The sequence below is a fragment of the Rhizobium sp. BK316 genome, from assembly GCF_014193695.1.
GTDB lineage: Bacteria > Pseudomonadota > Alphaproteobacteria > Rhizobiales > Rhizobiaceae > Rhizobium.
The window spans coordinates 301,339-315,834 of record NZ_JACHZR010000003.1 but is presented as its reverse complement, the minus strand read 5'-3'; the positions used below and the strand labels follow the sequence as shown (position 1 = coordinate 315,834).

Below are 14,496 nucleotides of genomic sequence, written 5' to 3'. Positions count from 1 at the left end.
GAGCAAACGGAAATTCTGGAACGGATTGTTCGATAAAGTTGATGGCCGCGTCAGGCCGGTGCCTGCCACGGATCGATGATTTCCACACCCATTCCCGTGAAGTCTCTCACATTGCGGGTAAGAAGCGTCAGCCCATGAATGAGCGCCGTCGCGCCGATGAAGGAATCCCGCTGCGATCGCGGATCGGGAATATGCAGAGCAGCACACCGCAACGCGATGGCCCTATCAATATCGATGATCCGCCCCTGCATCTGGGTCTTCGCCTGCTCGAACCAGTCACCCAGAACAGAAGCCTGCCTGGCGTCGTAACGCTGAAGCCGCAATATGCCATATTCGATCTCGAACAGCGTCATGACCGAAACATGTAGCTGCTCGATAGCCACCCCCTCGAACCATCGCGAAAAACTTTGATCCGCGCGACCGGTCAAGAGCTTGCGAAATTCCGATAAGACATTCGTATCGATGAGATACATCAGGAGAAATCAACCGCCTTCAGTCCGACATCGTCGATCCGCGGCGGCTCGAAATCGATCTCGTCCGCACCCGGTGAATAAAAGCGCTCCGCGATGCTCAGCGTCTTTCCGGTAAGCTTGGTATATTCCTCCATTGTCAGGAGGACATGCGAAGGCTTGCCGCGGTCGGTTATGAAAACCGGACCCTTCGCTGCCGCCTTTTTGGCGCTGCTGCTATCTTGGTTGAACTGTCTGCTGGTCATCACGGTCATGGCAATCACCTCAATGTAGAAACATTACTACATATATGAGGCTTCGCCAATCCGAATCCAGATCGAAGGCTCGCGGGCTGGACTTTATTTCGTCGCTGGCTGCGCCGCCTCTTCCTGCATCTTGTCGATCTGCCGGCGGATATGGGCAGCTTCCGCCGCCGAATGGGCAAGCGCGATGGCGCGATCGAAGGCGACGCGCGCCTGCGCGATGCGGCCGAGCTGCTTCAGCAGATTGCCGCGCAGACCATGGTAGTAGAAATAGCCGCCGAGCTTGTCATCGAGCTGCTCGATCAGGTCGAGCGCCTCCTGCGGTCCATTCAGCTTTGAGACCACAACCGCGCGGTTGAGCGTCACCACAGGCGACGGCTGGACACGTTCCAGCGCTCGATAAAGCAGATCGATTTCCACCCAGTCTGTATCCTCAGCCCGCTTGGCGCGCGAATGAACGGCGGCGATTGCCGCCTGGAGCTGATAGGGACCGGGCTTGCGATGACGCAGCGCCTTGTCGAGCAGAGCCAGGGCTTCGTTGATCAAGGGCTGGTTCCAGAGTGAACGGTCCTGATCCTCGAGCAGCACGATCTCGTCTTCGGCGCTGAAGCGTGCCTGCCGGCGGGAAATCTGCAAGAGCATCAGGGACAGCAACCCCATCAGTTCCGGCTCGGCGGGGAAGATATGCAGCATCAGCCGCGCCAGCCGGATCGCCTCGTCGCTGAAGGCGGCCGCCTCCTGCTCCGGATCGGCCTGACTGTAGCCCTCGTTGAAGATCAGATAGATCATCGTGCTGACGATCGTCAGTCGCTCGGCCCTCTCCTGCGGGCTCGGCGTTTCGAAGGGCACACCGGCCTTCGCCACCCGCGCCTTGGCGCGCGTGATGCGCTGTTCCATGGCGGTTTCGGAGACGAGGAAGGCACGGGCGATCTGCGAGACCGACAGGCCGGAGACGATGCGCAGCGCCAGCGCAATCTGCTGCGTGGCAGGCAGGTCCGGATGGCAGCAGATGAACAGCAGCCGCAGGATATCGTCGCGATAATGGGAATCGTCCAGCCGATCGGCGATATCGCTTTCGGCATCCTCCCTATCCGAAATCTGATCCTCATCCGGCAGCGCCTGGATCTTCGCCCGCTTGCGCACCGCATCGATGCCGCTGTTGCGGCCGACGAAGATCAGCCAGGCCGTCGGGTCGCGCGGCGGCCCTTTTTCCGGCCACGTCCGGATCGCCCTCAGGCACGCCTCCTGAAACGCCTCTTCCGCAGTATCGAGATTGCGGAAATAGCGCAGCAGCGCGCCGAGCGCCTTCGGCCGGGCCGAGGCAAGCGCGAGGTCGATCCAGGCAATGTCTGTCATGATGCGATCTCTCCCGGCCTGAAGGTGTAGAACGGCCGAATTTCGTAAGAGGTGGAACCCGGATTGACCGCCGAAAGCTGTTTCGAGAAGGCGATCGCCTCATCCAGCGTTTCGAAATCAACCGTATAGAAGCCGAGAAGCGCCTCTTTCGTTTCCGCAAACGGACCGTCGACAACGAAGGCCTCGTCCCTGCCCTTGCGCACGGTCGCTGCGGTCGTCGTCGGCATCAGCCGGCCGGTCGGGCCGAGCTTGCCGGCAGCGGCAAGCGGCTCGATCACGGCATGGAGATTTCCCATGACGGCAGCCTCTTCCTCCTCGGTCCAGGCAAAAACGGTTTCCTCATTGGCGTAGCAAAGGATTGCGTAAAGCATCGGTAGCTCCTCTTTCCGAATGACGAAGGAGTAACCGTTTGGCCGACAGGCCGCATCAAAAAATTGCGGATGGGAAAACGAGTGAATCTGATCGAAGCATCCCGATTCACGATGCGCATGGGCTCGGCAATCTCGGCGCCAACGTGACCTTCTGGAGCACCGCAACATCCTGGCTGGAAAAGTAGATCGCGTGCGGCGTTCGTCTTATGGGCCACAATCGGAGATTTAAGTTGAAAAAACACAATGTCTATGGCTGTCATACACACTGTTGACTTGGGGCATAGGCATGATCGAAACGTCTCAGACCGCTCCCTCGCCTGAGTTTATCGCCGCGTTGACTGAGCTGCTACGAGCGGCCGCCAACCCGACACCGCCGTCACAACCAGATTTTGTCGATCCAGCGACAGTAGAAGCATTCGCACAACTAATTTCATCGGTTGCTTGGCCGATCGTCGTTCTTGTTTCAGTTAGCCTCTTTAGACGACAGATTGCGGCCATGCTGGGTGGTTTGAGCGAATTCAAGTTCTGGGGAATGGAAGGAAAAATCAGCTCAGAGCTGAAACAAGCCGAAGCGAGTGCCGAAAAATCCGGCAGCAAAAGCGATTTGCCGACCACGGGAGATGTCGCTCGCGCAGAAACTGTCGACGAACTCACCAAACATTCCGACGTAAACTACATCCGTAAGATTGTGGATCAACTTGCAGCACAGTATGAGCAGACTCGTGCCTCACTGCCGTCCGGTTCCAATAGGACGCGAGCCATGGAGGCGATTATGTCGCAGATGAGAACGGTCGGCAAGGCCGCAGCCCGCATCCGTTACGAGTTGGTAGGATCGCCGTCACCAGGAAAGAGGCTCCAGGCGATTGCATCTCTGCAAATGCTTCCCGATTACGAATTGCTGAATTGGCTCGCGGAACGCCCGAAGGTAGAACAGCCTTTTGTCTCCTATCATGCAATGGTCGCGTTGAATGCCGCCGCTCAAGGGCAAATGGCGGCTACAAATCTTCCGCGACTAAAACAGTGCTTGGCAATCGCCCTGGAGGCGACCGCGTCCCTCGACGAGGGTACAGATCGTAGACGCCAGGTTCAGGAATTCGAACGCACGGTAGCTGATCTGGAACAGCAATTGCGAACGCCTCAGCAGAAGTGAAGCTTACCCCTCGCTCAGCGTCCGCTTCACCGCATTCTTCCAACCCTTGAGCTTGACGGCACGAGTCTTGTCGTCCATGACAGGTTCGAAGCGCCGGTCGCGCTTCCAGGTGGCAGAGAACTTTTCCCGATCCGGCCAGACGCCGGCCCTGCTGCCGGCAAGCCAGGCTGCTCCGAGCGCCGTCGTCTCCAGAATGACGGGCCGATCGACCGGTGCTTCCAGCAGGTCGGCGAGCCGCTGCATCGTCCAGTCGGAGGCAACCATGCCACCGTCGACGCGCAGCACCGTATCGTCGGTGCCGTTCTTCCAATCCTTCCGCATGGCCTCCAGCAGGTCGCGCGTCTGGTAGCAGACGGCCTCCAGTGCCGCACGGGAAAGCTCGGCGGGGCCGCTATTGCGGGTCAAGCCGTAGATCGCGCCGCGTGCCTTGGCATCCCAGTGTGGCGCACCGAGGCCGGTAAAGGCTGGCACGAGATAGACCTCCTGCGTGGGATCGGCTTTCTCCGCCAAGTCGTTGCTATCGGATGCCCTGTCGATGATGCCGAGGCCATCGCGCAGCCACTGCACCGCCGCCCCCGCAATGAAGATCGAGCCCTCCAGCGCATAGGTCGTCTCACCGTCAAGGCGATAGGCGATCGTCGTCAGCAGCCGGTTCTTCGATCGCACCATGTCGCTTCCGGTATTCAGGAGCGCGAAACAGCCGGTGCCGTAAGTCGATTTCAGCATGCCCGGCTCAAAGCAGGCCTGGCCGATCGTTGCCGCCTGCTGGTCGCCGGCAACGCCGAGGATTGGAATGGCCGCGCCGAAAATCTCCAGATCGACCGTGCCGAAATCGTCGGCGCAATCCTTGACTTCGGGCAGCATCGCGGCCGGCACGCGCAGGATGTCGAGCAGATCCTCGTCCCACTCATTGGTCGCGATGTTGAACATCAGCGTGCGCGATGCATTGGTCGCATCGGTCACGAAACTCTTGCCACCCGTCAGCCGCCAGATGAGGAACGTATCAATCGTGCCGAAGCAGAGGTCGCCGCGCGCTGCCCTTGCGCGCGCACCCTTCACATTGGCGAGCATCCAGGAAAGCTTCGTTCCGGAGAAATAGGGATCGAGGATGAGGCCTGTTTTCTTCGTGAAGGTGCGCTCGAGATCCTGCCGCTTGAGATTGTCGCAATAGCTTGCGGTGCGCCGGTCCTGCCAGACGATCGCATTCTGGATCGGCTTGCCGGTTTCACGCTCCCAGACGACGACGGTCTCACGCTGATTGGTGATGCCGAGTGCGGCAATATCCTTGGCCGTCACCTTGGCTTCGCGCAGTGCCATATGGACGGTTGAAACGACCGAATCCCAGATTTCCTCGGGATCGTGCTCCACCCAACCGGATCGCGGATAGATCTGCGTGAATTCCTTCTGGCCCATGCCGGCGATCTTCATATCGCCGTCGAAGACGATCGCCCGCGTCGAGGTCGTTCCCTGATCGACCGCCAGAACATATCCACCCATGCGATTCCTCCCGCTGCATGCTGTTGTCGTAGCAAATCAATAGGGCAGGTCCGCCTGGCTTGGAAGGGCGTAAGCAGTGCTCTTGTCCCTCAGCCACTTCCCGATTGCCAGCCCGCCGCCTTTGGGCATAACCTCGCTTCAACGTTGCAATGCAGCATCTCATAGTCAGGAAGGAAGAAGCATGAGCAGAACAGTCGTCGTGACCGGCTCCACCAGCGGCATCGGGCTCGCGATCGCCACCGCCTTCGCTGCCAGGGGCGACAACCTCGTCATCAACGGTTTCGGAAAGAATGAGGAAATCAATGATATAGTCGAGCGCCTTGAATCATCGTCGAAGGCAAAGGCACTCTATCATCCGGCCGATATGACGAAACCCTCTGACATCGCCGACCTGATCGAGACCGCCGGCAGGACCTTCGGAACGGTCGATGTTCTCGTCAACAATGCCGGCGTCCAGCATGTCGAGAAAATCGAGGATTTCCCGATCGAGAAGTGGGATCAGATCATCGCCATCAATCTGTCCAGCTCCTTCCATACGATGCGCGCCGCGATCCCGCTGATGAAGGCGAAAAAGCATGGCCGCATCATCAACATCGCTTCGGCACATGCCTTGGTCGCCTCACCCTTCAAATCTGCCTATGTAGCGGCAAAACATGGTATATTAGGCTTGACGAAGACGGCAGCGCTCGAGCTTGCCGAATTCGGCGTGACGGTAAACGCCATCTGCCCCGGCTACGTGCTGACCCCGCTGGTCGAAAAGCAGATCCCGGATACCGCCAAGGCGCGCGGCATGACCGAGGAACAGGTCAAGACCGAAGTCATCCTCAAGGCGCAGCCAACGCATGAATTCGTCAAGGCCGAGGAGATCGGCGCGCTCGCCCTCTACCTCGCAAGCGAGGAAGCCCGACAGGTAACCGGCACGCATATCTCGATTGACGGGGGCTGGACGGCGGCATAACCATTTGGAAAAACAACCGGGAACATCATGAACGACAGCATCCGCTTCATCCTCAATGGCGAGGACGTTTCCTTGGAGAACGTCCGGCCGACCGAGACTCTTCTTGATTTTCTCCGGCTGAGGCGGCGACTGACAGGCACGAAGGAAGGCTGCGCCGAGGGTGATTGCGGCGCCTGCACCGTGCTGGTCGGCCGGTTGATTGACGGCAAGCTTTTCTACGAATCCGTCAATTCCTGTATCCGTTTCATCGGCTCCCTTCAGGGCACTCACGTGGTCACGATCGAGCATCTGGCGGCGAAAGACGGCACGCTGCATCCGGTGCAGCAGGCCATGGTCGATTGCCACGGTTCGCAGTGCGGCTTCTGCACACCCGGCTTCGTCATGTCCCTCTACGGCCTCTGGCTCTCCAACGAGAAACCCGACCGCGCCGAGATCGAAAAGGCGCTCCAGGGCAATCTCTGTCGCTGCACTGGCTACGAGCCCATCGTCAAGGCAGCCGAACAGGTGAGCCTGCAGCGCCCGAGCACGCTCTTCGATCCCTTGGAAAAGACCCGCGCCGAAATCATCGCCCGCCTCTGGGCCATGCAGGCATCGGAAACGCTGACGGTCACGTCGGAAGAAGGCCGTCTGATCGTGCCGCGCTCCCTGGAGGCACTGGCGAAGATCCTGGCCGCAGAACCCGCAGCGACGGTCGTTGCCGGCTCGACCGATGTCGGCCTCTGGGTGACGAAACAGATGCGGCAACTGAATCCCGTGGTCTTCATCAATCACCTGACGGAGCTTCAGTCGATCACCGCAGGCGAGACCGGCATCACCATCGGCGCCGGCGTCACCTATACCCGCGCCTTGGAAACCATTGCCCGGAAAATTCCGACCGTTGCCCGCCTCATCACCCGCATCGGCGGCGAGCAGGTCCGCAATATGGGCACGATCGGCGGCAATATCGCCAACGGCTCACCGATCGGCGACAGCCCGCCGCCGCTGATCGCACTCGGCGCACAGCTGACGTTGCGCTCGACTGCGGGCACGCGCACGCTGCTGCTCGAAGATTATTTCATCGCCTATGGAAGGCAGGACCGCAGGCGCGACGAATTCGTCGAAAGCTTGTTCGTGCCCTATCCGGCCGCCGACGCGAAATTTGCCGTCTACAAGATCAGCAAGCGCCGCGACGAGGATATCACCGCCGTCCTCGGTGCCTTCCATCTGGTGCTGGATGAGACGGAGCACGTTACCGACATCCGCATCGCTTTCGGCGGCATGGCCGCAACGCCGAAGCGCGCCCGCAGCGTCGAGGCCGAACTGATCGGCAAACCCTGGAGCGAGGCGACCGTCGAGGCCGCCCGCCTCGCCTTCGATGCCGATTTCCAGCCGCTGACGGACTGGCGCGCCACGTCCGAATACCGCCAGCTGACGGCCAAGAACCTGCTGACGCGGTTTTACCTCGAAACGGTCGGTGCGCCCGCCGAACTGAAGCGGTTCGAGGAGGTGGCGTGATGAAGACGGCATATGTCAGCACAAGCCGCCCCCTCATCCGCCCTTCGGGCACCTTCTCCCCGAGGGGAGAAGGGGGTAATGAGACGGCGCGGCATTCCCTTCTCCCCAGCGGGGAGAAGGTGCCCGAAGGGCGGATGAGGGGGCCACACGGCACCGCGTTCCCTTGCGAAGGAGTCATCTGATGGACAAATCCACCTTCGAGGAACGCAAGCTCATCAACGGCCAGATGCATATCTCGCTGCGCCATGATTCAGCGCATAAGCATGTCACCGGAAGTGCCGATTATATCGACGATATTCCTGAACCGTCCGATCTGCTGCACGGCGCACTCGGCCTGTCCGACCGCGCCCATGCCGAGATTGTCTCGATGGATCTGTCCGAGGTCCAGACCTATCCCGGCGTGGTCTGGGTCTTCACCGGCAAGGACATTCCCGGCGTCAACGACGTCAGCTCGAACGGCAGCCATGACGAACCGCTGCTCGCCGAAACTCTGGTTCAGTTCCACGGCCAGCCGATCTTCGCGGTGATCGCGCAGACCCGCGAGATTGCGCGGCGCGCTGCCCGCAAGGCAAAGATCGAATATCGCGACTTGCCGCACTGGAGCGATATCGACGGGGCTATTGAAAATGGCAGTCCGCTTGTCATCACGCCGATGACGCTGAAGCGCGGCGAGCCGGAAACGGAAATGGCCAACGCCCCGCGCCGGCTGACGGGCCGCATGCGCATCGGCGGCCAGGAGCATTTCTATCTCGAAAGCCATATCGCCATGGCGATCCCGGGCGAGGATGATGAGGTCGCTGTCTGGTCGTCCACACAGCACCCGAGCGAAATCCAGCATATCGTCGGCCATGTGCTGAACATTCCTTCGAACGCCGTGACGGTCAACGTGCGCCGCATGGGCGGCGGCTTCGGCGGCAAGGAAACGCAGGGCAATCAGTTCGCAGCCCTCGCCGCGATCGCCGCCAAGAAGCTGAAGCGCGCCATCAAGTTCCGTCCGGATCGCGACGAGGACATGAGCGCCACCGGCAAGCGCCACGATTTCCGCGTCGATTACGAACTCGGCTTCGATGAGGAAGGCCGCATTCATGCCGTCGACGCCACCTATTCGGCCCGCTGCGGCTTCTCCTCGGACCTGTCAGGCCCGGTCACCGACCGCGCCCTCTTCCACGCCGATTCCAGCTATTTCTACCCGCATGTGCATCTGACCTCGCAGCCGCTGAAGACGCATACCGTCTCCAACACCGCCTTCCGCGGTTTCGGCGGCCCGCAGGGCATGCTCGGGGCCGAGCGCTTCATCGAGGAGATCGCCTATGCCGTCGGAAAGGATCCGCTCGATATCCGCAAGCTGAATTTCTACGGCCAGCCGGGTTCGGGACGCACGACCACGCCCTATCATCAGGAGGTCGAGGACAATATCATCGCCCGCGTCGTCGAGGAGCTGGAGGACAGCGCCGATTACCGCGCCCGCCGCAACGCCATCGTCGCCTTCAACCGCGACAGCCGCTATATCCGCAAGGGCATCGCGCTGACGCCGGTCAAATTCGGCATCTCCTTCACCATGACCGCTTTCAACCAGGCCGGCGCGCTCGTCCATATCTATCAGGACGGCTCGATCCACCTGAACCATGGCGGCACGGAAATGGGTCAGGGCCTCTACACCAAGGTGGCGCAGGTTCTTGCCGACAGTTTCCAAGTCGATATCGACAGGGTGAAGATCACGGCGACCACGACGGGCAAGGTGCCGAATACCTCGGCCACCGCCGCCTCCTCCGGCTCGGACCTGAACGGCATGGCCGCCTTCGATGCAGCCCGTCAGCTCAAAGAGCGGCTCGTCGCTTTCGCTACGGAGAAATGGGGTGTCCTGGCCGAGGAAGTCGTCTTCCTGCCGAACCGCGTGCGGGTCGGCGATCTGGAAATTCCCTTCCCGGATTTCATCAAGCAGGCCTATTTCGCCCGCGTGCAGCTCTCAGCCGCCGGCTTCTACAAGACGCCGAAAATCCATTGGGACCGCAAGGCCGGCCGTGGCACGCCCTTCTACTATTTCGCCTATGGCGCCGCCTGCACCGAAGTGTCGATCGACACGCTGACCGGCGAATATCTTATCGACCGCACCGATATCCTGCATGATGTCGGCCGCTCGCTGAACCCGGCGATCGATATCGGCCAGGTCGAGGGCGCCTTCGTCCAGGGCATGGGCTGGCTGACGACGGAAGAGCTCTGGTGGGATGACAAGGGGCGGCTCCGCACACATGCGCCTTCTACCTACAAGATCCCGCTTGCCTCCGACCGGCCGAAGATCTTCAACGTGCGCCTGGCCGAATGGTCCGAAAATACCGAAGCCACAATCGGCCGCTCCAAAGCCGTCGGCGAGCCACCCTTCATGCTGGCGATCTCGGTGCTGGAGGCTCTTTCCATGGCTGTCGCGAGCGTCGCGAATTATCGCGTCTGCCCGCATCTCGATGCGCCCGCAACGCCTGAACGCGTACTGATGGCGGTCGAGAGGATGAAGAGGGTGTAACCATGACGCGGCGCGAAATCCTTTCCGGTTTTGTGCCCGGCAGCGACTTCCGCGCCTTCCTGGCCCTCCAACCCGAAGCGATCCTCGTCGAAATATCAGGCACGCAAGGTTCGACGCCACGCGAGACCGGCGCCTTCATGCTGGTCTCTGCAAGGAGCGTCTGGGGTACCATCGGCGGCGGCCAATTCGAATTCATCGCCATCGACAATGCCCGCGAATTGCTCGCCGGCACCGGCGGCACGGATATGATGGATATTCCGCTCGGGCCGGAAATCGGCCAGTGCTGCGGCGGCCGCACGCAGTTGCGCTTCCGGCGCGTGACCGATGCGGTCACGGATGAACTGAAGAAAAAACAGGAAAGCGAAGCCGAACATCTGCCGGAAGTCTATGTCTTCGGTGCCGGCCATGTCGGCCGTGCGCTTGTCGCAGCACTCGCGCCACTGCCGCTTTCGGTCACCGTCATCGAGACCCGGCAGGATGAACTCGCCAACCTTCCGGTCTTGACGAAAAGCCGGTCGGTGCCGATGCCCGAGGCACTGGTGAAGGATATGCCGGCCGGCGCGGCACTCGTCATCCTCACCCATGACCACGCATTGGATTTCCTGATCGCCAGCGAAGCGCTCGCCCGCACCGATTTTGCCTATATCGGCATGATCGGTTCTGCGACCAAGCGCGCCACCTTTGCAAGCTGGCTTTCCCGTGAGGCAGGCGGCGAGCGCTCCTGGCTCGATCGCCTCACTTTGCCGATCGGCGGATCGGCGGTGAAGGACAAACGCCCCGAAGTGATCGCCGCCATGACAACAGCCGAAATCCTGGCCGCACTTTCCGCCTATCGCAACCGATCGTCCTCGTAACGCGGATCGCGTCCATCCAGAAAACCGAGATCGCGCTTGATGCGATCGGGTGTGACGTCCATGTCCAGCTGCGGCATCCGGCTGCCGATCCCCCAGGCCAGCCGGCGGATGAGGACGGTGATCAATGCCTCTTTTGCGGGGGAACGGCACTCTTCGATAGCTTGGCAATCCATGACATCACCTTGATGGTTTGATGAGATGATTGCAGTTTGCCGGGAAAAATGCTGCAATTCCAATCGAACAACCGTCTGCATCCATAAAGAGAACTTATCCATGAAACTGTCGAAGCAGTTCCCGCTGAACGCGCTGCGCGTCTTCGAATCCGTGGCCCGGTTCGGCAGTTTCACCAAGGCAGGCGACGAACTCGGCATGACGCAGACCGCCGTCAGCTATCAGATCAAGCTCCTGGAGGAGAATATCGGCGAGCCGCTTTTCCTGCGCCGTCCGCGTCAGATCGAGCTGACGGAAGCGGGCGAACATCTGGCACCCAAGGTCTCCGAAGCATTCAACATCCTGATCGAAGCCATGGCTTCGATGCGCAAGGCGACCGAGGAAACGCTGACGATTCATTCGACGGCGACCTTCGCCCAGCAATGGCTTTCGCGCTACATCGGCGCGTTCCAGTTGCAGTTTCCCGATATTGCCGTCAGGCTCGTCACCTCGGGCAACATCGTCGACTTTCAGAAAGAAGCGGCCGATGTCGCGATCCGCTGGGGTCGCGGCGATTGGCCGGGCCTCATCAGCCATTGCATTATGAAGCTTGATTTCGCCCCCATGCTGAGCCCGAAGCTCGCAGCCGAAATCGGTGGCGTTCACGAGCCCGCAGATCTTCTGAAACTGCCCCTGATCAGCGCCGGCGATCCATGGTGGGCGCAGTGGTTTGCTGCCGCCGGCGTCAAGGATGCCGATCTCTCGCGCTATCCGAAAAGCGAATTCGGCACGCAGATCCTCGATGCCAGCATCGCCATGGCCGGAGGCGGTGTTGCCATGCTCAACCCAGGTCATTTCCAGGAAGACGTTGCCACCGGAAGGCTCTATCAGCCCTTCGAACTGACCGGCAACGATGGGCGCGACTATTGGCTCGCCTATCCCGAAAATAGGCGCAACGTTCCGAAAATCAGAAACTTCCGGAAATGGCTGCTGGAAAAATTCAATGTCGAGCAGGACTGAACTCTCGCGCGAACGCGACAGATCTTAAATCTCGCTCAAAAGCCCATCTCGGGCGCATAGAAACATCGCGGCGTATCCTCGTTCGGGAACAGGCAGAGATGGTAATCGCTGTCACCCGAATGCATCGCCTTGGTCATCGGCAGCAGAAAGACATGGTAGCGCGTCACAAGTCGGTGATCGCCAGGCTTCAGCGTCAAACGATAACCATCCGGCGTGATGGCAACGGCCTTGGACGGGATCATCTGGCAATCGCCGGTTTCGGCATTTCCATTGCAACAGTAGGGGTCGTAACTCCAACCCGTACCGGCGTCGTGGGCTGTCGCGAACGACGCATATGCAATCATCACGCATGTCAGAATGCTGCGCATGGGCATCTTCTCCGTCGATGAATGCGCCGCCAGTTTCGTGCGGTTTCCACCTCATCCCGGCGGCTGCGTTTAAAAACTGTAACCCAAATTTCACATTTCAAGGAATCGGCTGTTCCACATCGGAGCATCAGCATTGGATAAAATGCCGCAGAAATCGGCGATTTTTTAAGGCACACGAGTGACACGCCCGCTTCACAGCATGACGCACAACCAGATTGCCACCTCAAATTGCGCGGATATAAGTATTCCGATGGAAGAGCAGCGATATACTTTCGGCCGTTTCATGCTCGACCCCGGCAGCAGCGTGCTGCGGCGGGATGGCCAGCCAGTTGCGCTCGGCCAGCGCGCGATTTCACTGCTCAAGGCGCTGCTCGAAGCCGACGGACGCCCGGTCGGAAAGGACGCGTTGATCGAAGCGGGCTGGCCGGGACTGATAGTCGAGGAAGGCAATCTTTCAGTACAGATCGCGCATCTGCGCAAGGCGCTCGGGCAGCGGCCGGACGGGCAGGAATGGATCGTCACGCTGCCGCGCCTGGGCTATCGCCTTTTCAGGAGCCAGGCGCCACTTGCCGATATCGGGGATGACATATTCCCCTCGCTTGCAGTGCTGCCCTTCGAAAATCTCAGCGGTGATCCCGAGCAGCAATATTTTGCCGATGGCGTCGTTGACGATGTCATCACGGCGCTGAGCCGCTTCAAGGCTTTTGCCGTCATCGCCCGCAATACCAGCTTCGTCTATCGGGGCACGGGTGACATCAGGAAAATCACCAGCGAACTCGGTGTCAAATATGTGCTGGAAGGCAGCCTGCGCAAATCCGGCAACAGACTGCGCATCTATGCTCGGCTGGTGGATGCCGCGGCCAATGTGCAGCTTTGGGCACAAAGTTTCGACGGCAGTATCGAGGACGTCTTCGAATTTCAGGACCGCATTACCGAATCTGTCGCCATCGGCATCGAACCCCATGTCCAGCAAGCCGAGCTGGAACGCGCACGCCGTGAGCGACCCGGCAGCATTTCCGTCTACGATCTCTGTCTGCAGGTCCTGCCGAAGATCCTCGCGGAAACCTCCAGTCAGAATGCCGAGGCGCATGCGCTATTGACTGAGGCGCTCCGGCGCGAGCCGGACAATGCCCGTATTCTGGCGCTCGCCTCTTATACGCTCGAACATCGCAGAACGATGGGCTGGCCGCCTTTCGGACCCGACGATGCAGAAAAATGCGTCGCGCTTGCGCGCCGGGGTATCGAACTGGCAAGAGGCGACGCCACGATCATGGCCACCTGCGGCATGTCGCTCATTCAGGTCGGGCGCGAATATGATTGGGGCCTGGCGATCATGCAGGCGGCCGTCGACCTCAACCCCAACAGCCTCAGCGTCGTCGTCAGAGCCGGAATTGCTCATCTTCATTGCGGCAATCTTGATCAGGCGCAGGAATATCTCATGCGCGCCCACCGCCTGAGCCCGCTTGATCCCTACGCCCACATCACCTTCAGCGGCCTCGCCGATATCGAGATGATCCGCGGCAATTACGAGCAATCGCTTCTCTGGGCGTCACGCTCTCTGGCGCTGAACCCGAATTTCGATCCGACAGTCTGGATTCTGATCGCCGACAACATGCTTCTCGGACGGAAAGAAGAGGCAAGACGCTTCCTGCAGCATCTCCTGCGCATCGCGCCTGACAGCACGCTGGCAAGCATCGCGAGCGGACAGGCAACCAAAGTTCCCGAGCGCCTGTCCCCTATCCTCAACGGCCTGCGCGAGGCAGGCCTGCCGGAAGCTTAGGAATGTTTCGGCATTCTTTGGGTCTTTTAGGCTGTCGCTAAAGGACCCGACGCAAGCAAGCGGGCCAATCTCCTCCCATCGCGCGCAAACAGCGCGCATTGTGAGAGGTCCCCGATGTTATCGCCCTTGATGATCCTGTCGCTCGACCAAGGCAAGCTAACCCCTGCCCCACGATCTGTCGGTCCATTCGATACCCGCCTGCTGGAGGACATTGCCGACTGTATCGCTGAGCCAGAAGTGCCAAGCTCAGCCGGTCCGCAGACCGCCG

General features: G+C 60.3%; 14 protein-coding genes. 7 read left to right on the top strand and 7 right to left on the bottom strand.

The features are described from left to right. Positions 1-50 precede the first annotated feature (50 nt). The 4 genes from FHT87_RS15640 to FHT87_RS15625 form a co-directional block, all read right to left on the bottom strand. Positions 51-473: a type II toxin-antitoxin system VapC family toxin gene (locus tag FHT87_RS15640; RefSeq protein ID WP_246699611.1), complete on the bottom strand. Its 423-nt coding sequence runs from the start codon at positions 471-473 to the stop codon at positions 51-53. After that, on the bottom strand, positions 473-730 hold the full coding sequence (locus FHT87_RS15635) for a type II toxin-antitoxin system Phd/YefM family antitoxin (RefSeq protein WP_183732761.1): 258 nt from the start codon (positions 728-730) through the stop codon (positions 473-475). Before FHT87_RS15635 ends, FHT87_RS15640 begins: the two co-directional genes overlap by 1 nt. A gap of 78 nt (positions 731-808) precedes the next feature. Further along, the gene (locus FHT87_RS15630; RefSeq protein WP_183803133.1) at positions 809-2,068 is read right to left on the bottom strand and encodes an RNA polymerase sigma factor; all 1,260 of its coding nucleotides are present in this window, start codon (positions 2,066-2,068) and stop codon (positions 809-811) included. Continuing rightward, positions 2,065-2,439: a YciI family protein gene (locus tag FHT87_RS15625; protein ID WP_183731850.1), complete on the bottom strand. Its 375-nt coding sequence runs from the start codon at positions 2,437-2,439 to the stop codon at positions 2,065-2,067. Before FHT87_RS15625 ends, FHT87_RS15630 begins: the two co-directional genes overlap by 4 nt. A gap of 286 nt (positions 2,440-2,725) precedes the next feature. Here FHT87_RS15625 and FHT87_RS15620 point away from each other — a divergent pair, with 286 nt between their 5' ends. Continuing rightward, on the top strand, positions 2,726-3,589 hold the full coding sequence (locus tag FHT87_RS15620; protein ID WP_183731856.1) for a hypothetical protein: 864 nt from the start codon (positions 2,726-2,728) through the stop codon (positions 3,587-3,589). Between the two features lie 3 nt (positions 3,590-3,592). Here FHT87_RS15620 and glpK read toward each other — a convergent pair whose 3' ends face one another. After that, positions 3,593-5,086, bottom strand: coding sequence for a glycerol kinase GlpK (gene glpK / locus FHT87_RS15615; RefSeq protein WP_183803130.1), 1,494 nt, complete (start codon positions 5,084-5,086; stop codon positions 3,593-3,595). 181 nt (positions 5,087-5,267) lie between these two features. Between glpK and FHT87_RS15610 the strand changes: the two genes are divergently transcribed. From FHT87_RS15610 to xdhC, 4 genes are all read left to right on the top strand, one after another. After that, positions 5,268-6,044, top strand: coding sequence for a 3-hydroxybutyrate dehydrogenase (locus tag FHT87_RS15610; protein ID WP_183731872.1), 777 nt, complete (start codon positions 5,268-5,270; stop codon positions 6,042-6,044). Positions 6,045-6,071: 27 nt separating this feature from the next. Next, positions 6,072-7,538: a xanthine dehydrogenase small subunit gene (gene xdhA, locus FHT87_RS15605; protein WP_183803127.1), complete on the top strand. Its 1,467-nt coding sequence runs from the start codon at positions 6,072-6,074 to the stop codon at positions 7,536-7,538. Positions 7,539-7,719: 181 nt separating this feature from the next. Continuing rightward, complete coding sequence (gene xdhB, locus FHT87_RS15600) at positions 7,720-10,056, top strand: xanthine dehydrogenase molybdopterin binding subunit (protein ID WP_183803124.1); 2,337 nt, start codon at positions 7,720-7,722, stop codon at positions 10,054-10,056. Positions 10,057-10,058: 2 nt separating this feature from the next. Then, positions 10,059-10,910 (top strand): xanthine dehydrogenase accessory protein XdhC, encoded by an 852-nt coding sequence (gene xdhC, locus FHT87_RS15595; protein WP_183803121.1) that lies wholly within the window; start codon positions 10,059-10,061, stop codon positions 10,908-10,910. Here xdhC and FHT87_RS15590 read toward each other — a convergent pair. Further along, positions 10,886-11,083, bottom strand: coding sequence for a hypothetical protein (locus tag FHT87_RS15590; RefSeq protein ID WP_183732764.1), 198 nt, complete (start codon positions 11,081-11,083; stop codon positions 10,886-10,888). The two genes, xdhC and FHT87_RS15590, sit on opposite strands and share 25 nt — an antisense overlap. Positions 11,084-11,183: 100 nt before the next feature. Here FHT87_RS15590 and FHT87_RS15585 point away from each other — a divergent pair, with 100 nt between their 5' ends. After that, positions 11,184-12,080: a LysR substrate-binding domain-containing protein gene (locus FHT87_RS15585; protein WP_183731884.1), complete on the top strand. Its 897-nt coding sequence runs from the start codon at positions 11,184-11,186 to the stop codon at positions 12,078-12,080. Positions 12,081-12,115: 35 nt separating this feature from the next. Here the strand turns inward: FHT87_RS15585 and FHT87_RS15580 are convergent, their stop codons facing one another. Then, positions 12,116-12,448, bottom strand: a complete 333-nt coding sequence (locus FHT87_RS15580) for a hypothetical protein (protein ID WP_183731886.1) — start codon at positions 12,446-12,448, stop codon at positions 12,116-12,118. Between the two features lie 250 nt (positions 12,449-12,698). Here FHT87_RS15580 and FHT87_RS15575 point away from each other — a divergent pair, with 250 nt between their 5' ends. Then, on the top strand, positions 12,699-14,228 hold the full coding sequence (locus FHT87_RS15575) for a winged helix-turn-helix domain-containing tetratricopeptide repeat protein (protein WP_183731889.1): 1,530 nt from the start codon (positions 12,699-12,701) through the stop codon (positions 14,226-14,228). Positions 14,229-14,496: the final 268 nt, after the last annotated feature.

Coding starts and splice junctions, on each gene's coding strand:
- FHT87_RS15640 (WP_246699611.1), bottom strand. CDS start 473: ATGTATCTCATCGATACGAATGTCTTATCGGAATTTCGCAAGCTCTTG.
- FHT87_RS15630 (WP_183803133.1), bottom strand. CDS start 2,068: ATGACAGACATTGCCTGGATCGACCTCGCGCTTGCCTCGGCCCGGCCG.
- FHT87_RS15625 (WP_183731850.1), bottom strand. CDS start 2,439: ATGCTTTACGCAATCCTTTGCTACGCCAATGAGGAAACCGTTTTTGCC.
- FHT87_RS15620 (WP_183731856.1), top strand. CDS start 2,726: ATGATCGAAACGTCTCAGACCGCTCCCTCGCCTGAGTTTATCGCCGCG.
- glpK (WP_183803130.1), bottom strand. CDS start 5,086: ATGGGTGGATATGTTCTGGCGGTCGATCAGGGAACGACCTCGACGCGG.
- FHT87_RS15610 (WP_183731872.1), top strand. CDS start 5,268: ATGAGCAGAACAGTCGTCGTGACCGGCTCCACCAGCGGCATCGGGCTC.
- xdhA (WP_183803127.1), top strand. CDS start 6,072: ATGAACGACAGCATCCGCTTCATCCTCAATGGCGAGGACGTTTCCTTG.
- xdhB (WP_183803124.1), top strand. CDS start 7,720: ATGGACAAATCCACCTTCGAGGAACGCAAGCTCATCAACGGCCAGATG.
- xdhC (WP_183803121.1), top strand. CDS start 10,059: ATGACGCGGCGCGAAATCCTTTCCGGTTTTGTGCCCGGCAGCGACTTC.
- FHT87_RS15590 (WP_183732764.1), bottom strand. CDS start 11,083: ATGGATTGCCAAGCTATCGAAGAGTGCCGTTCCCCCGCAAAAGAGGCA.
- FHT87_RS15585 (WP_183731884.1), top strand. CDS start 11,184: ATGAAACTGTCGAAGCAGTTCCCGCTGAACGCGCTGCGCGTCTTCGAA.
- FHT87_RS15580 (WP_183731886.1), bottom strand. CDS start 12,448: ATGCGCAGCATTCTGACATGCGTGATGATTGCATATGCGTCGTTCGCG.
- FHT87_RS15575 (WP_183731889.1), top strand. CDS start 12,699: ATGGAAGAGCAGCGATATACTTTCGGCCGTTTCATGCTCGACCCCGGC.